At 71.8% G+C, this 21,150-nt stretch carries 18 protein-coding genes; 7 read left to right on the top strand and 11 right to left on the bottom strand.

Features of this window, described 5'->3' with window-relative positions:
* Positions 1-94 precede the first annotated feature (94 nt).
* Complete coding sequence (locus MED01_RS23380; protein WP_112588011.1) at positions 95-1,237, bottom strand: acyl-CoA dehydrogenase family protein; 1,143 nt, start codon at positions 1,235-1,237, stop codon at positions 95-97.
* Positions 1,234-2,349, bottom strand: coding sequence for a M24 family metallopeptidase (locus MED01_RS23375; protein WP_238670706.1), 1,116 nt, complete (start codon positions 2,347-2,349; stop codon positions 1,234-1,236). Before MED01_RS23375 ends, MED01_RS23380 begins: the two co-directional genes overlap by 4 nt.
* Before the next feature lie 202 nt (positions 2,350-2,551).
* Here MED01_RS23375 and MED01_RS23370 point away from each other — a divergent pair, with 202 nt between their 5' ends.
* On the top strand, positions 2,552-3,919 hold the full coding sequence (locus MED01_RS23370; RefSeq protein ID WP_238670705.1) for a glycosyl hydrolase family 18 protein: 1,368 nt from the start codon (positions 2,552-2,554) through the stop codon (positions 3,917-3,919).
* 65 nt (positions 3,920-3,984) lie between these two features.
* Here the strand turns inward: MED01_RS23370 and MED01_RS23365 are convergent, their stop codons facing one another.
* Positions 3,985-4,872, bottom strand: a complete 888-nt coding sequence (locus tag MED01_RS23365; protein ID WP_238670704.1) for a winged helix-turn-helix transcriptional regulator — start codon at positions 4,870-4,872, stop codon at positions 3,985-3,987.
* Between the two features lie 302 nt (positions 4,873-5,174).
* On the opposite strand from MED01_RS23365, the gene MED01_RS23360 reads away from it, so the two are divergent.
* The 3 genes from MED01_RS23360 (at position 5,175) to MED01_RS23350 (ending at position 7,754) form a co-directional block, all read left to right on the top strand.
* A complete protein-coding gene (locus MED01_RS23360; RefSeq protein ID WP_238670703.1) occupies positions 5,175-5,402 on the top strand; it encodes a hypothetical protein in 228 nt (75 codons plus the stop codon).
* A gap of 60 nt (positions 5,403-5,462) precedes the next feature.
* The gene (locus MED01_RS23355) at positions 5,463-6,419 is read left to right on the top strand and encodes a 5'-3' exonuclease (protein ID WP_238670702.1); all 957 of its coding nucleotides are present in this window, start codon (positions 5,463-5,465) and stop codon (positions 6,417-6,419) included.
* A gap of 177 nt (positions 6,420-6,596) precedes the next feature.
* Positions 6,597-7,754: a low temperature requirement protein A gene (locus MED01_RS23350; protein ID WP_238670701.1), complete on the top strand. Its 1,158-nt coding sequence runs from the start codon at positions 6,597-6,599 to the stop codon at positions 7,752-7,754.
* A gap of 13 nt (positions 7,755-7,767) precedes the next feature.
* Here MED01_RS23350 and MED01_RS23345 read toward each other — a convergent pair whose 3' ends face one another.
* Positions 7,768-8,478 carry a maleate cis-trans isomerase family protein gene (locus MED01_RS23345; protein ID WP_238670700.1) on the bottom strand — a complete coding sequence of 237 codons (711 nt, stop codon included), beginning with the start codon at positions 8,476-8,478 and terminating at the stop codon, positions 7,768-7,770.
* A 44-nt stretch (positions 8,479-8,522) separates the two neighbouring features.
* Positions 8,523-9,350: a hypothetical protein gene (locus tag MED01_RS23340; RefSeq protein ID WP_238670699.1), complete on the bottom strand. Its 828-nt coding sequence runs from the start codon at positions 9,348-9,350 to the stop codon at positions 8,523-8,525.
* 252 nt (positions 9,351-9,602) lie between these two features.
* Between MED01_RS23340 and MED01_RS23335 the strand changes: the two genes are divergently transcribed.
* On the top strand, positions 9,603-9,809 hold the full coding sequence (locus tag MED01_RS23335) for a hypothetical protein (RefSeq protein ID WP_030327576.1): 207 nt from the start codon (positions 9,603-9,605) through the stop codon (positions 9,807-9,809).
* Positions 9,810-9,887: 78 nt separating this feature from the next.
* Here MED01_RS23335 and MED01_RS23330 read toward each other — a convergent pair whose 3' ends face one another.
* Positions 9,888-10,250, bottom strand: coding sequence for a winged helix-turn-helix transcriptional regulator (locus MED01_RS23330; RefSeq protein WP_238670698.1), 363 nt, complete (start codon positions 10,248-10,250; stop codon positions 9,888-9,890).
* A 95-nt stretch (positions 10,251-10,345) separates the two neighbouring features.
* On the opposite strand from MED01_RS23330, the gene MED01_RS23325 reads away from it, so the two are divergent.
* Together MED01_RS23325 and MED01_RS23320 are read left to right on the top strand one after the other, a co-directional pair.
* Positions 10,346-11,227: an NAD(P)-dependent oxidoreductase gene (locus MED01_RS23325; protein WP_238670697.1), complete on the top strand. Its 882-nt coding sequence runs from the start codon at positions 10,346-10,348 to the stop codon at positions 11,225-11,227.
* Positions 11,228-11,388: 161 nt separating this feature from the next.
* Complete coding sequence (locus MED01_RS23320; protein ID WP_238670696.1) at positions 11,389-12,348, top strand: TIGR03557 family F420-dependent LLM class oxidoreductase; 960 nt, start codon at positions 11,389-11,391, stop codon at positions 12,346-12,348.
* Between the two features lie 177 nt (positions 12,349-12,525).
* On the opposite strand, the gene MED01_RS23315 is transcribed toward MED01_RS23320, so the two are convergent.
* The 5 genes from MED01_RS23315 to MED01_RS23295 form a co-directional block, all read right to left on the bottom strand.
* A complete protein-coding gene (locus MED01_RS23315) occupies positions 12,526-14,028 on the bottom strand; it encodes a right-handed parallel beta-helix repeat-containing protein (protein ID WP_238670695.1) in 1,503 nt (500 codons plus the stop codon).
* 174 nt (positions 14,029-14,202) lie between these two features.
* Positions 14,203-16,299, bottom strand: coding sequence for an APC family permease (locus MED01_RS23310; RefSeq protein ID WP_238670694.1), 2,097 nt, complete (start codon positions 16,297-16,299; stop codon positions 14,203-14,205).
* A gap of 87 nt (positions 16,300-16,386) precedes the next feature.
* The gene (locus tag MED01_RS23305) at positions 16,387-16,746 is read right to left on the bottom strand and encodes a hypothetical protein (protein ID WP_238670693.1); all 360 of its coding nucleotides are present in this window, start codon (positions 16,744-16,746) and stop codon (positions 16,387-16,389) included.
* 416 nt (positions 16,747-17,162) lie between these two features.
* Positions 17,163-17,933, bottom strand: a complete 771-nt coding sequence (locus MED01_RS23300; RefSeq protein WP_238670692.1) for a DUF5995 family protein — start codon at positions 17,931-17,933, stop codon at positions 17,163-17,165.
* Positions 17,934-18,078: 145 nt separating this feature from the next.
* Positions 18,079-20,976 carry a helix-turn-helix transcriptional regulator gene (locus MED01_RS23295; RefSeq protein ID WP_238670691.1) on the bottom strand — a complete coding sequence of 966 codons (2,898 nt, stop codon included), beginning with the start codon at positions 20,974-20,976 and terminating at the stop codon, positions 18,079-18,081.
* Positions 20,977-21,150: the final 174 nt, after the last annotated feature.

Raw genomic sequence — 21,150 nt, 5'->3', positions numbered from 1 at the left:
CCGGGAAAACCGTCGCTCGGCGACGAGGTACCCGAGTGGCGGGCCGCGGTGTGCCGTGCCGCACCCACCGCAGCCCCACCACCACGTAGCGTCGTCAGCCCTTGGCCAGGGCCCGGGAGATCACCATCCGCTGGATCTGGTTGGTGCCCTCCACGATCTGCAACACCTTCGCCTCCCGCATGTACCGCTCCACCGGGTGGTCGGCCACGTAACCCGCGCCGCCGAGCACCTGCACCGCGTCGGTGGTCACCCGCATCGCCATGTCGGTGGCGAAGAGCTTCGCCTTGGCCGCCTCGATCGAATACGGGCGGCCGGCGTCGCGCAGCCGGGCCGCCGCCAGGGTCAGCGCGCGGGCGGCGGAGATCTGGGTGGCCGCGTCGGCGAGGAGGAACCCCAGCCCCTGGAAGTCGATGATGGAGCGCCCGAACTGCTGCCGCTCCCTGGCGTAGGAGACCGCGTAGTCCAGGGCGGCCTGGGCCAGCCCGACCGCGCACGCCGCGATGCCCAGCCGGCCGGAGTCCAGCGCGGACATCGCGATGGTGAAGCCCATCCCCTCGCCGCCGATCAACCGGTCGGCCGGCACCCGCGCCTCGTCGAAGGCGATCTGCGCCACCGGGGAGGCGCGCAGTCCCATCGTCCGCTCGGCCGCCTGCGGGGTGATGCCGGCCGTGCCTGCGTCGGCGAGCAGGCAGGAGATCCCCTTCGGACCCGGGCCGCCGGTGCGGCAGAAGACGTTGTAGAAGTCGGCGGTGCGGGCGTGGGTGATCCAGGCCTTGGTGCCGGAGACCAGGTACGCGTCGCCGTCGCGATCCGCCCGGGTGGTCAGCGCCGCCGCGTCCGAGCCCCCCTGCGGCTCGGAGAGGCAGTACGCGCCCAGCAACTCGCCACCGAGCATGTCCGGCAGGAGCTTGCGCTGCTCGTCGCTGCCGAACGCCGCCACCGGGTAGCAGGACAGGGTGTGCACGCTGACCGCCTCGGCGACAGCGAGCCACCGGCTGGCCAGGATCTCCAGCACCTGCAGGTACACCTCGTACGGCTGCGCCGCGCCGCCGTACTCCTCGGGGTAGGGCAGGCCGAGCAGGCCGGCGCGGCCCAGCGTGCGCAGCACCTCGCGGGGGAACTCGGCGCGTTCCTCGAAGGCCGCGGCCTTCGGCGCGAGCTCGCCGTCGGCGAGCTCGGTGGCGAGACCCAGCAGGTCGTGGGCCTCGTCGGTGGGGAGGATCCGGTCGACAGTCATAGCGCGATGAGCTCCGTGGGGGTGGTGTTGAGCCGTTGCACGCCGTCCGTTGTGCAGACGACGATGTCCTCGATGCGGGCGCCGTGCCGGCCCGCCAGGTAGATGCCCGGTTCGATGGAGAACGCCATGCCGGCCTCAAGGGGTCGGTCGTTGCCGGCCACCAGGTACGGCTCCTCGTGCCCGTCCAGGCCGATGCCGTGGCCGGTGCGGTGCAGGAACGCGGGACCGTAGCCCGCGGCGGCGATCGGCGCTCGGGCCGCGGCGTCGGCCGCCGCGGCGGTGATCCCTGGCCGCACCGCCTCGACGGCGGCGCGTTGCGCGTCGCGCAGCACCGCGTAGTAGTCCAGGAAGTCGGCCGGCGCCGACCCGCCCGCCAGGTAGGTGCGGGTGCAGTCCGAGCGGTAGCCCGACGCCATCGTGCCGCCGATGTCGACCACCACCGGCTCACCGACGCCGATCGGCCGGTCGGAGGTGCCGTGGTGCGGGCTGGCTCCGTTGGGCCCGGCCGCCACGATGACGAAGTCGACGGTGACGTGCCCGGCGGCGCGGATCGCCGCGGCGATGTCGGTGGCGACCTCGGCCTCGGTGCGACCGGGGCGCAGCCACTCGCCCATCCGCAGGTGTACCTCGTCGATCGCCGCGCCGGCCTCGGTGAGCGCCGCGACCTCCGCCGGGGACTTGCGGATCCGCAACTCGCGCAGCACCTCCCCGGCGAGCCGTTGGGCGGCGTCGGGGAGCGCCGCGCGCAGGCCGAGGACCTGCTCGGCCCACATCCGGTCGGCGAGCCCGACCGCCGCGACCGGGCCGTCGAGGGCGGCGACAACCAGGGGGTACGGGTCGCTGCCGTCGGCGTGGTCGACGATGCGTACTCCGGTGGCCGGCGCCGGGGACGCCTCCGCGGCCGGGCGTTCGAGCCGGGGCACGACGAGGGTCGGCTCACCCTCGGCGGGCAGCACCAGGCAGGTCAGCCGTTCCCCCGCGTGGGCGTCGTACCCGGTCAGATACCGCAGGTCGGAGCCGGGCGTGAGCAGGAGGGCGTCCAGCCCGGCGGCGGCTGTCGCGCGCTGCGCGGCGATCAACCGATCCGGCGGATACAGCTCGTCGATTCCCACCCCGTCAGCTTAACGGTCGTTTGGGCAAACCCCATATCGACACCGATCGTCGGAAATCCATCGACGTTGATTGACTCGGACAGTTAACACTCTTTAAGATTTGGCTGCCTCGAGGCCCACCCGTCCCTGCGTCCCCGCACCCCCCCGCCCGCGACAACCCTGCGCGGGCGGGTGTCGTCCCCCGCCCACGGGAAGGCCCCCGATGTCCTCACCACTGCGCCGCGCCCTCGCCGCCGGCCTACTCGCGCTGGCCACGGCCGGCGCCACCCTCACCGTCATTCCCACCGCCGCGCAGGCCGTGGTGCTGCCGAACAACTTCAAGAGCGTCGGCTACATGCCCTCCTGGGCCGGCAACATCAACACCATCCAGTACAACAAGCTCACCCACATCAACTACGCCTTCGTCCTGCCCAACAGCAACGGCACCCTGCAAGGGGTGGACGGGGCTCGACTCTCCTCGCTGGTGTCGCAGGGGCACGCCAACAACGTCAAGGTCTCCATCGCCGTCGGCGGCTGGAACGACGGCAACGACTCGGCCTTCGAGACGCTCGCCGCCAACGCCACCAGTCGCACCAACTTCGTCAACAACCTGATCAGTTTCGTCAACCAGTACAACCTCGACGGTGTCGACATGGACTGGGAGTACCCCGACCCGGGCGCCTCGGCCAACAACTACACGGCGCTCATGACGCAGCTCAGCAGCGCCCTGCACAGTCGCGGCAAGCTGCTCACCGCCGCAGTGGTCAGCGAGGGCTACTCCGTCGACGGCGTGCAGCCGGCAGTGTTCAACCAGGTCGACTGGCTCAACATCATGGCCTACGACGGCGGCAGCCCGCACGCCAACTACGACTGGTCGATCAACAGCATCAACCTGTGGAAGGCCCGCGGCCTGCCGGCCAGCAAGGCCGTCCTCGGCATCCCGTTCTACAGCCGCCCCGTCTACTACAACTACTCGTACCTGGTCGGACTCGACCCGGCGAACGCCAACCGGGACTGCGCCACCATCGGCGGCAGCCAGCAGTGCTGGAACGGCATCCCGACAGTCAAGCGTAAGACGCAGTGGGCGCTGGCCAACGCCGGCGGCGTGATGAACTGGGAGCTGTCGCAGGACACCAGCGGCTCGACCTCACTGCTCAGCGCCATGTACGACACCATCATGGGCGGCACCACCCCGCCGCCGACCGGCCGCACCGGCCGGATCACGGGCATCGCCGGCAAGTGCGTCGACGTGGCCTCGGCGAGCAGCGCCAACGGCGCCGCCATCCAGCTCTGGGGCTGCAACGGCACCAACGCGCAGACCTGGACCGTGGCCAGCGACAGCACGCTGCGGGCCCTCGGCAAGTGCGCCGACATCACCAGTGGCTCCACCGCCAACGGGGCGAAGGTCCAACTCTGGGACTGCAACGGCAGCGGCGCGCAGGTCTGGCAGGCGCAGTCCAACGGCACGCTGCGCAACCCGCAGTCGAACAAGTGCCTCGACGCCAGCGACAACAGCTCCGCCGACGGCACCCGGTTGCAGATCTGGGACTGCTTCGCCGGCGCCAACCAGCGCTGGACGCTCCCGGCCTGACGCCGCGCCCACAGGGTCCCCGGCCCAGCTGGCTCGTAGGGCCCCCGGTCGTCGACGCGAAGGCGTCAGCCGGGGGCTCGCGCGTGCTCACCGACCGCTGTGAGCATCTCCTGCACCGAGCCGGCCGGGTCGGTCACCGGGAACTGCACGGCCCGCACCACCGCCGTCGGGTCGACCAGCAGGGTCAGCCGCTTGAACCGGGTCATCCCACTCGCGCGGAACACCGGCAGCAGCAGCCCCGCCCCCAGCCGACCGTCCTCGTCCGACAGCAGCGGGAACGGCAGTTCGGCGTACGCGGCGAAGTCGGCGAGCTGGTCGGGCCGCTGGGTGCTGACGCCGTACACCCGGACACCTGCTGCCACGAAGTCCGGATGACGCTTGGCGTACGTGGTCGACTCCAGGGTGCACCCCCGGGCGCCGGGAATCTCCGCCCAGCCGGGCGGATAGCCCTGCGTCCCCGGCGCGTACGCCCCGGGGAACAGGTAGAGGACCGTCCACGCATCCGTCGCGGCCACCGCCACCGATTGCCCGTCGGCGGCGGGCAGGACGACCTCGGGCAACCGTCGGCCGACCAGGTCGTGCGCGCGGCGCGCCTCGGCCGAGCCGGCGTCGGCCGTCGCTGTCACGTCACCGTCGCCCATCAGGTGCCTCGTTCCCCAGTCCTGCAGCGCGATCAGCACCGGCAACAGCCCCTCGCCCCTCGTGGTGAGCAGATAGTCGTACCGCGGTGGGTGTCGCGAGTACGGTCTGCGCTCCAGCACACCGTGCTCAACCAGGGCGGTGAGGCGCTCGGTCAGCGCCCGACGGCTGACGCCCAGCTCGCGTTGGAGCGCGTCGAAGCGGGTCGTCCCGCCGGCGACGTCACGCACGATGAGGAAGGTCCACCAGTCCCCCAGTACGCCGAGCGCCTGCGCGATGCCGCAGTCCGCATCGGCAAGATCCTCTCGCCGCACCGGCTACCTCCGTTGGTTCCGTCCGACTATAGTCGGTTCCAGATTGGAATGCACTGGCCCGGCGAACGGGGGTCGGCGACCTGCACGTCGACGAACGGGCCGGGGTGTTCCGGCGCTGGTGGACCGTCGGCACGACCGGCATGGGTCGGGTCGGCGGTCGACGCGGTGACGCTGACCGCGCTCCACGCAGTCCACGGCGCGCGGCGACCAGCCCGCACCGTCGTTTTCCGGCAAGGCGCGTCCCCGCGGCCCTAGCCTGGGATCGGGTCGCCCGCGCGGGCGACCTGACCGGGAGGACCGACGTGGCAGGCAACGAGGCGAATCGGGTGGCGACACGCCGTCGCCGCCAACTGTGGGCCGGGGTGCTCGCCCTCGTCGGCCTGGTCCTGCTGATCATCGGCGTCACCGTCGCCGACGGCATCGCGGCCTGGGTCGAGGTGGTGGTGGCGATCCTGCTGCTGGTGACCAGCTACATCGTGCAGCACCTGGCCCGGCGGGAGACCGTCTACCAGCCCGACGAGCGACGCTGACAGCACCGGCGCGGCCGGGCGTACGCCAGATCGTCGGACGGTTGTGCCAGGCTGTCCGGCGTGGCACACCGACCCCCGATCCTGTTGATCGACGCAGCCAGCCTCTACTTCCGGGCCTACTTCGGCATCCCGGAGTCCGCCGCCAAGGCCGAGGACGGCACCCCGGTCAACGCGGTGCGCGGCTTCCTCGACATGCTCGCCACCCTGATCCGGGTGCGGGGCGCCGACCGGATGATCTGCGCACTGGACTACGACTGGCGCCCGGCCTGGCGGGTCGACCTGCTGCCGTCATACAAGGCGCACCGGGTCGCCCCGCAGGGCGGCGAGATCGTTCCGGACACCCTCTCCCCGCAGGTGCCGATGATCCTGGAGGTGCTGACCGCGGTGGGCATCACCGCCGTCGGCGCGACCGGCTACGAGGCGGACGACGTGCTCGGCACCCTCTCGGTGACCCAGCCCGGCCCGGTCGAGGTGGTCTCCGGCGACCGCGACCTGTTCCAACTCGTCGACGACGCCCGACCGGTCCGACTGCTCTACGTCGGGCGCGGCGTCGCCAAGCTCGACGACTGCGACGACGCCGCCGTGCGGGCCCGCTACGGCGTGCCCGCCGACCGGTACGCCGACTTCGCCGCGCTGCGCGGCGACCCTAGTGACGGGTTGCCCGGGGTGGCAGGCGTCGGCGACAAGACCGCCGCCCGGCTGATCGAGCGGTACGGCAGCATCGCCGGCATCCTGGCCGCGCTCGACGACTCCGACTCGTCCTTCGCGCCGGGCCTGCGCGCCAAGCTGGTCGCGGCCCGCGACTACCTGGGCGTCGCGCCGACTGTGGTCCGGGTCGCCCTGGACGTGCCCCTGCCGGAGCTGCCCACCGCGCTGCCGAGCGCGCCGGCCGACCCGGACCGGCTGCTCGAGCTGGCCCAACGATGGAACCTGGCCGGCTCGGCCCGCCGCCTGGTCGACGCCCTCGCCGCCCCCCGTGGTGGCGAGAAGCCGTCGACATCCCCGCAAGCGGGGTAACCACCCGACACAACCCGGTCGGGGGACGAGCGGGCGAACGCGGGCTCCCGCGCTCCCCCGCTCGTTACCGTCCGTACAGGTGGACCGGACAGGTCCGTCGAGTCGAGCGGTTCGCAGGAGTGACCCGTGCACCTCGCCGCGCCGGAGCCCGGATCGCCACGAGCCAGCCGCCCCCCGGTGCGCGACCCGGAGGCCTCACGCCGGGTCACCCTCCTCGAACTCTTCTTCGACCTGGTGTACGTGGTCGCGCTCGCGCTCATCTCGCGAGCAATGGTCGACCAGCTCGACTGGCACCGAGCCGCCGAAGCACTGATCATGCTGGCCGCCGTCTGGTGGACCTGGGCGATCACCACGCTGGTCACCGACCTGTACGACCCGGAACGCACCGAGATCAAGCTGTTGATCAGCGCCGTGATGTTCGGCGCGCTGCTGATGACCACGGCGATCCCGGAGGCGTTCAACGCCCGGGGGGTCGTCTTCGCCGGAGCGTACGTGGCGATCCACCTGGGGCGCGGACTGTTCCTGATGCCGGCGGTACGCCGCCAACCGCAGACCCAGCGTCGGGCGGCCCGCATCTTCCTCTGGTTCGTCGTCTCGGCGATCCCGTGGCTCATCGGCGCCTTCGTCAGCGGGGACGCCCGGATCGCGTGCTGGGCCATCGCGCTCGCCATCGACTACCTCGGCTTCCGGCTCGCGTACCCGGTGCCGGGGCTCGGGGTGGTGCCCGAGAAGCAGCGCAACGTCACTGCGGAGCATCTCTCCGAGCGCTACCAGCAGTTCTTCATCATCGCGCTCGGCGACGCCATCCTGACGATCGGCACCATGTTCAGCATGGAGCACACCGAGGCCGAGAACATCGGAGCGTTCGCGGTGGCGTTCCTGACCACCCTGCTGCTCTGGCGGATCTACGTGCACAAGTCCGGCGAGCTGCTGCCGACCGCCATCAAGGCGGCCCAGTCACCCAGCAAGTTCCTGTTCAGCGCCCCGTACACCCATCTGTTGATGATCGCCGGCGTGGTCACCACCGCGTCCGGCTTCCACCTGGTGCTGCACGAGCCGACCGGGCGGACCCCACCCGCCTGGCTGGCGGTGATCCTCGGCGGACCGGCGCTCTTCCTGGCCGGCCGGGCCTCCTTCGAGTACGAGGTGTTCAGCCGGGTGTCGTGGTCCCGGCCCGGCGGGATCCTGGCGCTGCTGACCATCGCGCCCGGCCTGCTGTACCTGCCGCCGGGGTTCGCCTCCCTCGGTGGGCTGCTGGTGCTGGCCGGCGTGGCCTACGCGGACTTCCGGCGTAGCCACGGCAAGGCGCCAGAGGCCCCGTCACCACCGCACTGAGCCAACCCGCCATTCACAGCGGAACCGAGCCGGCCAACAGCCGGCCCGCGTCGGGCACGTACGGCTCGACACCCAGACCGGTGAGCAGTTGGTGCACCGTCGCCGTCGCCGCGGTGAGCACCGGGCGGCCGAGACGGGCCTCCACCTGCGGCACGGCCGCCAACGACGGCAGCTGCACGCAGGCGGAGAGGACCACCGCGTCCACGTCGGTCACGTCCAGACGAGCGGCCAGCTCGACCAGACTCGCCGCAGGGATGCGCCCGACCGCGACGTTGTCCGGCTCGCAGAGGCTCACCGCGTCGGTCACCTGTACGCCGTACGCGGCGAGGTAGGCGGCAACCGTCGCGGTCAACGGCGGAAGGTACGGCGCGATCAGTGCCACCCGGCGGGCACCCAGCGCCCGCAGCCCGGCGACCAGCGCGCCGGCACTGGTCACCACCGGCATGTCGTGCCCGGCGCGACCGGCGGCGCGGCCCAACCGCCGCTCGGCCCGCTCGTGCGCGCCGGCGCCCTCGCACATCACCGCCACCAGACAGGCGTACGCGAGCACGTCGCAGCGGGCGTCGGCCAACTCCGCGGCACACCGCAGGGCGGAGCGGTTCATCCGGGCCAACTCGTCGGCGCTCACCTGACGCAGCCGTACCCGGCTGGAGTGGGTGGTGAACCGGACCGTCGGATCGACGACCTCGCGTCGGCGCAGCATCGCCGGGATCTCGGTTTCCATTGTGGTGTTGGAACTGGGTACCACCAGGCCGATGCGATAGCCGCTCACACCAGTGCCCCGGCGTACTCCCGGACCTGCAACCGGTCCCGGGCGCCTCCGGCCAGGCGCACCTGCAGACCGAGTGGCGCGGCTGCGCGGCGAACGTCGTCCAGGTGCAGCGATCCGTGCCGGTCCACCGTGAGCACCGGCGGTTCTTCGAGGTCGCCCTCCGGCGCGTGGAACGAGAGCAGGGTGACCGAGGTGGTGAGATAGCCCGGGTACGCGGCGCGGGCCGCGGCCTCGTCCCGGTGGACCAGCACCACCAGATCGTCGAGGTGGGCGAAGTCGGCCGCGAGAGCGCCCGCCTTCCAGTGCGCCGGCTCCTCCGCCGCGCCCGTGAGATGCCGGGAGCGGTTCGCCGAGGTGATGTAGAGATGATCCGTTCCGGTCTCGGCGAGCGCCCGCTCGAAGAAGGCGTTGGACGGGCAGGTCAGCCCCGGTGCGATCACCTGGGTGGTCCGCATCCCCTGGTCGATCTGGGTGAGGTGCTCGGGGAGCCGGTCCGCCGCCGGCCCGCGGAAGCCGAACGGCCCGGCCCCGTAGAGGGCGTCCATCAGCGCCCGCACCCGACCGACCGGCAACCGCGGTGAGATCCGTGTCCAGTCGAACATCCCGGGGATCCGGCCGATCGCTGTGGTGATGCTGCCGACCTGGTGCACCGGTCGGCCCTTGGCCAGGTTGACCCGGCGTACGGCGGCCGCGTCGGGACGCGTCACGATGACGTAGAAGTTGGCGAACGCCGCCGCGACGATCGCGCCGCCAGCAAGCGCGCGGGCCGCGACCGCGACGTCCTCGGGGCGGTCGATGTACAGGGGCGGTGTCGGGGCGTCCATGAGTCCTCCTCGGCGGGGCCGTGAGGCAGTTCTACGTCCACTCACCCGGATGACGGCGAGGTCGGTCGCCGATCCGATAGCCGACAGGCGCTACCCGGTGCGGGCGGCGGATGCCCGGGCGGTACACAACGGCGGACGGCATCGGCCGGATGGGGGATCCGGCGGGGGTCCTGGCACGCAACCGTTAGCGGCGCGACGCGATTGGGTACAACGGCTGCACCTCAGATCCACCACATACCTCAGGAGGCAGCGATGCGCGGCACCTCGATTCTCGGAGTCATCGTCGTGATCTGGTTGGTGATCGGCGCCATCGCCGCTGGCCAGCGCGGTTACTACAGCGGCGACGACACCAACTGCGCCGAGGCCGGCACGATCCTGGTCACCATCGTGGCCGGGCCGTTGAACTACATCGGCGCCAACCCGAAGGTCGACTGCAAGCTGCCCGAGCCTTCCAAGTAGACGACAGACGTGGACCGGCCCGTGCCCCCCAAGGAGGAGGCACGGGCCGTTGCCGTTCGGCGAGGTCACGCAGGAGCACTACGCCGGCTCGTCCCGCGACCGTGGGCCGGTCGACCGGTCGCGCCCCCAGGCGGCCAGTGGCTCGAGGGCGTCGTTGAGGCGAATGCCGTCCTCGGTCAACGAATACTCGACGCGGGGCGGCACCTCGTCGTACGAGACGCGGCGCACGACGCCGTCCGCTTCCATCTCCCGTAGGTGAGAGGCCAGCACCTTCTCGGTGATCCCCGGAAGCAGTCGACGCAGCTCGCCGAAGCGACGCAGGGGGTGCTCGCGAAGCGCCCAGAGGATCAGCACCTTCCACCTGCCTCCGATCACCTCCATCGCGGTGTCGATACCGCAGGCGTGTCCGTCTGCGGTGCCCGGCCGGTTCAACGTCGCCATACCCACCCCTCCGACGTGCTCGCTCACCTTGGGGTAACCACGCACTCCGAAGTGCGTGCTTGATCATCTGGGGGCCGATGACCAGCCTAATCGGCATGGAACCGAACACTGTGGAGAAGCCCTCCGTCACGATGCTGGGACTCGGCGCGATGGGTACCGCGCTGACCCGCGCCTGGCTTGCCGCCGGCTACCCCCTCACCGTCTGGAACCGCACGCCGGCCCGCGCCGCAGCGCTCGCGCCCGACGGGGCAAGGGTCGCCGGCAACGCCGCTCAGGCGGTCGCGGCGAGCACCCTGGTCGTCGTCTGCCTGTTGGACGACAGTGCTGTCGACGAGGTGCTGGCCGGTGTGGATCTGGCCGGCCGAGATCTGGTCAACCTGACCACCAGCACCCCTGCCCAGGCCCGCGCCCGCGCGGCGTGGGCCCGCAGCCGCGGCGCGCTGTACCTGGACGGTGGAATCATGGCTGTCCCGCCGATGATCGGTGTCCCGGACGCCGGCGGCTACGTCTTCTACAGCGGCTCGCGGGCGCTCTACGAACGGCACCGGGAGACGCTGGGCGTCCCGGTCGACACCACCTACGTCGGCGAGGACGCGGGCTTCGCGGCACTGCACGACGTGGCTCTCCTCAGCGCCATGTACGGGATGTTCGCCGGGGTCGCGCACGCCTTCGCCCTGATCCGTCGGGAGGACATCGAGCCGGCGGCACTTGCCCCACTGCTCGCCGACTGGCTCGTCGCGATGGTCCCGGCGGTTCACCAGACCGCCGACCAACTGCGCAGCGGGGACTACACAAAGGGGGTCGTCTCCCCTCTCGCCATGCAGGTGGCCGGCACACCCACCTTTCTGAGCACCGCCGAGCAGCAGGGTGTCAGCCCCGAACTGCTCCTCCCCTACTTCGACCTGATGCGCCGCCGCCTGGCGGAGGGCGGAGGCGAGGAGGACCTGACGGGCGTCATCGATCTGCTGGTGCGGTGATGGTGTCCGGTGGTTGGAGGTGGCTTACGTGCTTGATGTAGCCCACCGCACACCGCCTAAGGCATCCTAGGAGGCTGGTTTGCGGTTCGACGGCGTTTGTCAGCGCCGGGGACGGGAACGGCCGATGCTTCCAGTCAGCGAACGGGATCGGGAGTGTGGGCATGCAGATCGGCTACAAGCTGGCCTCGGAGGGGTACGGCCCGCAGGAGATCATCCGGCAGGCCGTACTGGCCGAGCGGGCCGGCTTCGACTTCGTCGAGATGAGCGACCACTTCCACCCGTGGCTGGACGCTCAGGGGCACTCGTCCTTCACCTGGAGCGCGCTCGGCGCCATCGCGGCCAAGACCAGCACCCTGCGCCTCGCCACCGGGGTCACCTGCCCGACCGTCCGCTACCACCCGGCGATCATCGCCCAGGCAGCGGCGACCATGGCGCTGATCTCCGACGGCCGGTTCACCCTCGGGGTGGGTGCCGGAGAACGGCTCAACGAGCACGTGGTCGGGCAGGGTTTCCCCAGCGTGCGGGGGCGACACGAGCGACTACGTGAGGCGCTGGAAATCATCCGGCTGCTCTGGCAGGGCGGCTACCAGTCGTACGAGGGACGGCACCTGCAACTGGAGGACGCCCGGGTCTTCGATCTGCCGGACACCCTGCCGGTGATCGCGGTGGCGGCCAGCGGTGAGGCGTCGGCGCGGCTCGCCGCCGAGCTGGGCGACGGCCTGTTCGCCACCGAACCGGACGCGTCGATCATCGAGCACTACCGCCGCGCCAAGGGCGCGGGCCCGCGCTACGCCGAGGTGCCACTGGCCTGGGCCACCGACGAGCAACAGGCGGTGCAGGCCGTGTTGCAGACGAGCCGATGGATGGTCACCGGCTGGAAGGTGATGAGCGAGCTGCCGAACCCGGTCAACTTCGACGCCGCCAGCGCGTACGTCGAGGAGAAGCACATCCGGCAGCTCTTCGCCATCGGCCCGGACCCGGAACCGCACGTCGCCAAGGTCCGGTCGTACGTCGAGGCCGGCTTCGACCACATCGTCCTGCAGAACGCCGGCCCCGACCCGGACGGCTTCCTCGACTTCTTCGCCGGTGACCTCGCCGGCCGTCTGCGGGCGGTGGGTTGACGCCGTGCTGAGGAGCGGGTCGGCGGCAGCACCGAACCCTGCGTCGGTGGTCACGGGGATCGGCGGTCGGCGAGGGGCCGTGGGCGTCACCTGACGACGCACCGCCCGTCCGGATGATCGTCCGGACGGGCGGTGCGCTCAGGATGAACGCGCTCGGGATGGTGCGCGGGTCGACGCTCAGCGGAAGCAGTGCGCGATCGGCACCTGGCTGCCCTCGCAGTTGGTCGGCTCGTTCTCGACCACCACGCTCTCATCGTCGATCTTGATTTGGGCGTGCATGCCGAAGATGCCGCCGGGCTTCACAGTCGACGCGTTGTGGGTGACCTTGCTGGTGTAGATCGCCACCGAGCCCGCGTTGGCGTAGATGCCGCCGCCCTGGGACGCGGCGCCGACAGCCTCGTTACGGGTCACGTCGCTGCCGCGGACCAGCAGGTTCGCCTTCTCGGCGTAGATGCCGGCCCCGAGGCCGTGGGTGGTGTTGCCGTCGATCACGCTGTCGTCGATCGGCGTCAGGCCCTTCACTGTCGAGATGCCGCCGCCGTTGACTGTGGACGTGTTGCCGCGGATCGTCATCGTGCGCAGCACCAGCACCGCGTCGGAGTTGGCGGCGCCGCCGCCGATCTGCGCGGTGTTGTTCAGCAGCTCGGTGTCGGAGACCTTCGTCCGGGCCGAGAAGCTGGCCAGCCCACCACCCTGGGTGGCGCTGTTTCGGGTGAAGGAGACGCTCTCCACGTCGGCGGCACCGCGGTAGTTGCCGAGCCCGCCGCCGTAGGCGTTGGCGCTGTTGTGGTGGAACTCCGAGCGCTTCAGCGTCAGCACGCCGCCGTTGAGCAGGCCCCCGCCCTTGCCCGCGGCGCCGGCGGCGCTGTTGCCCACGAACGTAGAGTCGGTGACCAGCATGTTGCCGTCGTTGAAGATGCCGCCGCCGCCACCCTCGGGCGACAGCGAGGTGCTCTGGGTGACGGTGACCCGTTCCACCACGGCGGTGGCGCCGTGCACCACATGCACGCTGCCGCCCTCGATGGCCGAGCGGCCGTTGTGCAGTTCCATGTCGCGCAGGGTCAGCTCGCCGCCGTCGCGGACGGTGAAGAAGCGGAACGCGGCGGCCTGGGGTGCCCGGGCGATGGTGGCGCCGGCACCGTCGATCGTGATGGCCTGGTAGATCACCGGCAGCCCGGCGGTGTCGTCGGCCGGGTTGTGCGGCGGTGCGTCGGCGTCCCCGGGGGTCTCCGCGGCGTCGGCGGCCTCCCGGGCGTCCCGGATCCCGCCGTCGTACTGGTCGGTCTCGTGGAACGCCTCGGTGAGGGTGTACCGGCACTTGGGAGCGAGGCGGAGCTCGCCGCCGCCCGCGGCGTTGGCAGTGACCAGCGCCGCCACCAGCTTCGCGGCGTCGCACGGCACCGACACCACACCCCGCTTTCCGGTGCCCGGGGTGGTCGGGCGGGCCCGCTCCGCGTCGTCCGGGCCGGGCTGCGGACCCTGCCGGTCACCGTCGCGGCGGTCGTCATCGGCTGCCGGGGTCAGCCGGGCGAGACCGGGGAGGGTGAGGGCACGGTCGGCGGCGGCGGCCGCTCCGGCCGCTCCCACGACCAGGCTCCCCGCCAGCAAGCCGCTGGCTAAGAACCATCGGGACCGCCGTCTGGGTCGGGTCGCGCGGTCTCCCTCTCGGTACGTGGACATCAACGGTGCCTACCTTCCTGCGTACGTGACGTGACCGCGCGCCGATTCGGGCGCGGGGGGCTCGACGTGTTCGCCGGCTACCAAACGTCACGATAGGTCCGCAATACGGACAGGAAGGCGTGAACGTGAATAGTCCCCTCTTTCATCTTCAAAACTGTCAAAGCGGCATCGATGTCACCCGCCGACGTGGATGCCGGGCCGCCGCAACGGGTCCCGTTCGGTCCGGCGGATGATCTCCCGCACCACCGGCGGGGTGTCCCCCCGACCCAGGATGAGGTAGCGCGCCAGGTGCGCGATCGGGCTGCCCTCGGACCACTCGAAGTGCGCGTGCGGCCGAACCCCGGTGGCGTCCCGCAGGGCCAGCAGGATCGCGGCGATCGCGTTCGGCGCGGCCGGGCTGTTGGCCCGCAGCACCCGGAAGCCGCCCACCTCGATCCCGTGCACGCGCAGCACCTGACTGAACTCCGACGGATCGACCACGTCGATCTCCAGGAACAGCACGTCCGCGGCCCCGGGCACCGGATTCATCCCGCGCTGCGCCCGCTCCTTGATCGTGTACTCCTTCACCGACCCCTTCTGCCGCTTGTTCGCGATCAGGTGCAGCTGCCCGTCGTGCGCCAGCGACTCGGTGATGAACCGACGGGCCGCCTCGTCGAACTCGATCCGCTCGGCGCGCAGCTCGGTGGTCCGGGTGACCCGGGAGACCAACGAGACCACGATGATGCCGAGGATGAACAGCGCGGAGATCGTGATGCCGTCCGGCTGTTCGATGACGTTCTCCAGCAGCGCGTACAGCAGCACCAGGGTCAGCACCGTGAAGCCGATCGCGGAGCCGCGCCGGTGATGACGGGCCGCGGAGATCGTCACCGCCACCGCCCCGGAGACCATCATGGCCAGGATCCCGGTGGCGTACGCCCCGGCCTGGGCGTTGACGTCGGCGCGGAAGGCGATCGTGATGGCGACGCTGACGACGGTGTAGACGATCACCACCGGGCGCACCGCCCGCGCCCACTCCGGCGCCATGCCGTACGACGGCAGGTAGCGCGGCACGATGTTGATCAACCCGGCCATCGCCGAGGCGCCGGCGAACCAGAGGATGAGCACGCTGCTCACGTCGTAGACGCTGCCGAACACCTCCCCCAGGTAGGTGTGCGCCAGGAACGCCAGCGCCCGCCCGTTCGCGCCGCCACCCGGCCGGAACTCCTCCGCCGGAATGAGCGCCGTGGTCACGAAGGTCGTCGAGATCAGGTACACCGACATGATCAACGCGGCGGTGGTGAGCAGCCGACGTGTGTTGCGGATCCGGGCGGCGAGCCGGGCCTGCTTGTCCGGGCCGTCGGCCGCCACCAGGGGCATCATGCTGACCCCGGTCTCGAAACCGGACAACCCCAGCACCAGCAGCGGGAACGCCAACACGGCGGTGAGCAGCACGTGGCCCGGTCCGCCACCGGTCGAGGTCACCGCGGCCGTCCAGTTCGAAACGATGCCCGGGTCCCCGACGATCCGGGCCACCGCGACCACGACGATCACCGCGTTGAGCACCAGGAAGACCGCTACCAGCGGGATGGCCACCACCACCGCCTCGCGGAACCCGAGCAGGAACACCCCGCCGAGGATGAGCAGCAGCACCACAGTCACCACGACGGGTACCAGGGACCCGTGCAGGACGTCCGGCAGGTACGGGTTCTCCAGCAGGTGCACTGTGGCGTCGGCCGAGGAGAGGGTGATCGTGATGATCCAGGAGGTGGCCACGAAGCCGAGCAGCACGAGGACGAAGATCTTGCCCCGCCAGAACGGCAGCAACCGCTCCAACATCGCCACCGAACCCTGACCGTGCGGGCTCTCGTGGGCCACCCGCCGGTACATCGGCAGCATCCCGAACAGGGTGAGCACGACGATCAACAGGGTCGCCAGCGGGGAGAGCGCCCCGGCCGCCACCGCCGCGATGCCCGGCAGGTACGACAGCGTGGAGAAGTAGTCCACGCCGGTCAGGCACATCACCTGCCACCAGGCGTGCCGACGGTTCTGTCCCTCGGTCGCCTCCGGGCCGGGCGGCTGCACCTGGTGCTGAAAGAGCCAGCGGCGCAGCGGGCTGGCCGGCGGCCCCGAGCGGGTCGGCGTGGGCACGCGTTCGGGCACCACGACGCCCTGCCGGCCGCCCCGGTGCGGGCGGGCCGGATCACGGGCCGCCCGCAGCGCCGGGTCCGGGCCGCTCGGTGCGTGGCGGCGCCCGCTCCAGCGCCGTGGTTTCGCCGGGTGCTCGTCAGCCATCGCCAGTCCCACCCTCACAGGTCCTGATCTGACGGTAGGCGGTGCGCCGACGCCCGGTCTGCGGAACCGGGCACCTGTTCGGCCTGCTCAGGACAGGTCCGCGACGGCGAGCAGACGGGCCAGCGCGGGTGGGTCGGCGACCGTCACGGTGGCCGCCGGGTGCCGGGGTCGCCCTCCGGGCAGCAGCGCCGGCACCGGTACGCCGAAGCGCAGGCAGATCCCGCCGGCAGTGCTGCTGCCGAAGGTCGCACCGCCGTCGGCCAGCGACAGGTGCGGGCCGATTGCCCGCCACCAGCGGTACGGCCCGCTCAACTCGACGGCGGTGACGTTGTCCCGGTCGGTCCGCAGCCGCCACGGCCCGTACCGGATCATCAGGTCCCGTTCGGTCACGGCGACCCAGGCCGTCGCCGGGCGGACCCCGAGCAGCGCCAGTACCGGACGGAACACCGGATCGAAGCGGAACGGAAATCGGGCCGCGACGCCGGTCATCGGGCGCCGGGCCGAGCGGTGGGTCGCGACACCGGGCCGCCCGGCCGCAGGGGGCCGGGCCGCGCGGGCCGGGGGCGGGCGGCGGGCCGACGCCGGGCCAGGACGGTCATGGCGCGGGCGTACCCGATCCGAGCCCGCCGACACCCCCGGATCCGCACGCCGTCGACGTGACCTCGTTCGGCGCTCCCCCACCGCCGGCCGGCACCCCCCGGGCCGGCCGACGGTGGCAGACGGTCGACACCCCCCGGGGCCGACCGGCTGTCCCCTGCGTGACCGACCCGGCCTCGGGCGGCCACACGGGGTGGAACTGGTGGGACGCGCCCCCGCGCTCCGCCGCCCCCCACGGGGCGGAGCGCGGGGGCCCCCCGTCCCGGCTACTGCAGGAACGCCCCGAGGGGCGAGAGCAGCAACCGGCCGAGCGCCGCGGCGTTGTCGTCCAACCGCGTGCGCTCACACTCGCGGGCGTCCGGATCGTGCCGGCACCGCCAGATCTTCTGCGCGTTACGCCAGGCGACATCGCGGGTGTACTCGACCAGTTCCCCCTGGTACCAGTCGTCGATGTCGCCATTGAGCATGTCGATGAGCAGCTGCCACCGCTCCAGGTAGCCCCGGCGCAGCCCGGGGATCTTGTCCGCGAAGATGTTGTTGATCTCGAGGTAGTCGTGGTGCTGGTCGCTGCCGTCGACCGGCTCCGACTCCAGGTGATCGAACGTGGTCACTAGGGCGAACGGCAGGTCGAAGTTGATGTGCGCGTTCACCCCGGCCGCCGCCGACGGCAGCGGGCGGGCATCCGGCCCCCGCATCCGCTCGAAGAGGCACGACCACGCCTTCGGGGTGCCGGGGCTGGAGTCGGTCCACAGCCGCATCGCGTCGAAGTACCGGGCGGCGAACTCGACGTCGAGCCGGGAGAGGAAGGCCGGGTCGATGAAGCGGTCGTCGTACAGCCCGTCCAGCACACTGCTGGTGATGGTCAGGTAGAGCTTGTTGAAGTCAGCGAGCGGGCAACTGGCTTCCAACGGTGGCAGCCGGACCAGCATGTCCTGGAGCTTGGTCAGATGATCGACCACGGCCGGCACGTCCGCGGGATGATCGGCGAGCAGGTCGACGATGTCCCGGTGCACGGGCCCCCAGACCGGTTCGATCATTTCTCCTCCATTGTGGTCGGCGGCATCCCCCGTGCCGTCGTCGACGCGGCCCAGCCTCTCAGCCGACACCGGGCCACCGGATCAGTAAAACGACGTATCCCGGCGCGCACACGCGCCGGGATACGTACGTCAGTGGTCGGGTCGGTCAGCCCCGTTGGTTGCGCAACTGGATCGCGCTGGCCTGCACACGGGTACGAACCTGGAGCTTGTCGAAGATGTGCGACACGTGCACCCCGATGGTCCGCTCGCTGATGAACAGCCGCTGCCCGATCTCCCTGTTGGTCAACCCCTCGGCGACCAGGGCGAGCACTTCCCGCTCCCGGGCGGTGAGCGCCGCCAACTCGTCGTCGGATGCCTCGACCGGAACGCTGCGTGCACCGGTGGTGCTGTCGCGCTCGTCCAGCGACACCCGGGCCCGCCCGGCCAGCTCGCGGATCTCCGAGGTCAACGGCACCGCGCCCAACCCCTGCGCCACCCGGTACGCCTCCCGCAGGAGCTTGCCGGCGGTGGCCACCCGGCTGCGCCGAGCCAGCAGCGCCTCGGCCTGCCGCAGCCGCGAGTAGGCCGCCGGATAGGGGTGATTGCGTCGATCCCATTCGGCCGCCGACGCGGCCCACAGCTCCGGATCGCTGCCGTCGAGGCGGCTCACCTCGGCGGCGCACAGCGCCAGGAAGCCCTCCACCACCGAGCGCACCGGCCGGGCGGCACCGGCGCTCTTGCGGGCCACCCGCTCGGCCACGTCCCGCAGCCGGCGCACCGCCGTCGGGTCCACCTCCACAGTGCGGCTGGCGTGCGCCTCGGCCTCGGCGCGCAGGCCGTGCCAGACCAGCGCCGAGAGGATCATGACGTCGTCGGAACGGCTCTCGGTGAGGCCGCGCTGCACCGCCTGCCGTGCCACGTCGTGCCGGCCCTCCCACATGGCCAGCCCGGAGCGCAGGGTGAGCAGCGGAATGACGTGTCGCGCCCCGCCGCCGGCGAGCAGGGTGGCCACCGCGTCGAGGTCCCGACCGGCGGCCTCGATGTCGCCGTAGCCCACCGACAGCCGGCACCGGGCCAACAGCAGCTCCACGGCGTCCGCACCGGACGGTCGGTGCCGCAGGGCGGCGGCCACCACCTTCTCCGCCTCGGCCCACTGGCCCACCCGGAACAGCCCGTTGATGGCGATGGCCAGCAGCCGGGTGCCCCAGGTGCGACCAAGCCCCAGCTCGGCCACCCGTTCGGCACCCCGTCGGGCCACCACCACGCCCTCTTCGAGGACGTTCAGCGGCCCGGTCAGCAGCTCCGCCAGGTGCAGGTACGCGCAGGCCACGTCCTCGGGCTGACCGGCACGCTCCGCGGTGTCGAGGGCGTCGCGCATGACCGCCAGACCAGCGTCCGGGTCTTCCAGACAGGCGTCGCTGAAACCCAACGCCGAACTGGCCAGCACCACCTCGGTGGCCGAGCCGGCCACGTTCTCGGCCAACGCCAACGCCTCGCGGGCCCGCTCACCGGCGTCGGCGTAGCGACCCAGGTGCAGCAGCAGCTCGGCCAGGCGGGCGGCGGCGCTGGCCCGGTCCCGAGGGGAGCAGTCCTCCGCCTTCAGCGCCCGCTGGTATTCCTCCTCGGCGAGCGCGGAGCGACCGGCGGCGGCGAGGTAACGGGCCCGGCGGATGTGCAGCGCACAGCTGGGCTCGCCTCCCCGCAGCGTGGCCAGCTCCTCCAGCAGGGCCAACGCCCGGGCGTGCTCCCCACAGTGGTGGGCCGCCTCGGCGGCGTTCTCCAGCAGCTCGACCCGGTCCACAGTCAGCGGGCCCGGCTCGGCGGCCAACTGCAACGCCGCCGACCAGTGCCGGTGCGCCTCGGCGTAACCGTGCAGCCGCTCGGCCTCCTGGGCGGCGGCCACCGCCGCCGGCAGGGCCCGCGCCGGCTCGCCGGCCAGCCGCCAGTGGTGCGCCAGCCGGGCCTGGTGCAGCTCACCCGGCGCGGTGGTCAGCGCCTCGGCGTAGCGGCGGTGCAGCCCGGAGCGCTCGGCCGGCAGCAGCTCGTGCGCCAGCACCTCGGCCACGAGGCGGTGCCGCAGCCGGTAGCCCTCGTCGGCGCCGACCAGCAGCCGGTGCGCCACAGCGGCCCGGGCCGCGGCGATCAGCTCGTCCTCCGGCATCCGCAGCACCTCGGCCAGCAGCCAGTGCTGCACCGGCTCGACCCCGGCGGCCACCGCGTGCACCACGGCGTGCGCGTGCTGGGGCAGCGCGTCGACCCGGTCGAGGAAGATCTCCCGCAGCGTCTCGGACAGGCCGTCGCGGCCGTCGCGCAGATCCCGGGCCAGCTCCTCGATGACGAACGGGTTGCCACCGCTGCGCTGCCACACCTGCTCGGCCGCGTCGGCGGTCAACGTCCGGCCGACCACCGCGGCGGCGAGCGTCTCGGTGTCGGCCCGGCCCAGCGGCGCCAGGTCGAGCACCCGCACCGTGCGGAGCCGCCGCAGCTCGGTGAGCACCCGGCGCAGTGGGTGCGCGCCCTGCAACGACTCGGCGCGCACCGCCGCCAGCACCGACAACTGAAGATCACCCAGGCCGGCGAGCAGGTAGAGCAGGAGCTGCCGGGTGCTGCGGTCGACCCACTGGAGGTCATCGAGGATCAGCACCAGCGGGCGACCCTCGGCGATCAGATGCAGACCACGGGAGACCCGCTCCAGCAACGCGCCGGCGCCGTCCGGTCCGGCGGTCTCGTCGGCGAACATCTGCAACAGCCCTCGCACCGCCGAGGAGGTGCGAGCGGGCGAGGTGGACACCTCGCTGTCGAACCGGCGCAGCGCCTGCAACAGCGGATGCAGTGGGGAGGCGTCGCCGATGTCCAGGCAGCTGCCGGTGAGCACCACGGCGCCCCGATCCCGTAGGCGCTCGCCGATCTCGCCCAACAGCCGGGTCTTTCCCACACCGCTCTCGCCGGTCAGGAAGACCGCCGCGGTCTGCCCGTGCGCGGCGTCACCGAGCAACGCGGACCGAACCGTCTGCACCAGCTCGGCCCGGCCCACGAGCGGTGCGGTGTCCACATCGCTGGCCATGCCACGCAGCCTAATCACAGGGCCCCACACCGTTCTACGGCCGCCCACCGCTTGTGGTACTCCTCGCGTCGACTTTGCGACTAAAGGTTGCAGGTGGCCGACATACGTCGTTCGGCAGATCCCCCGTCGGCCCACTAGTGCCAATCTCCGGAGGTGATCAGGCAACCGCGGGGA

Source organism: Micromonospora alfalfae (assembly GCF_022230925.1).
GTDB classification, from domain to species: Bacteria; Actinomycetota; Actinomycetes; order Mycobacteriales; family Micromonosporaceae; genus Micromonospora; species Micromonospora alfalfae.
This window is presented reverse-complemented; position numbering and strand designations above follow the sequence as displayed.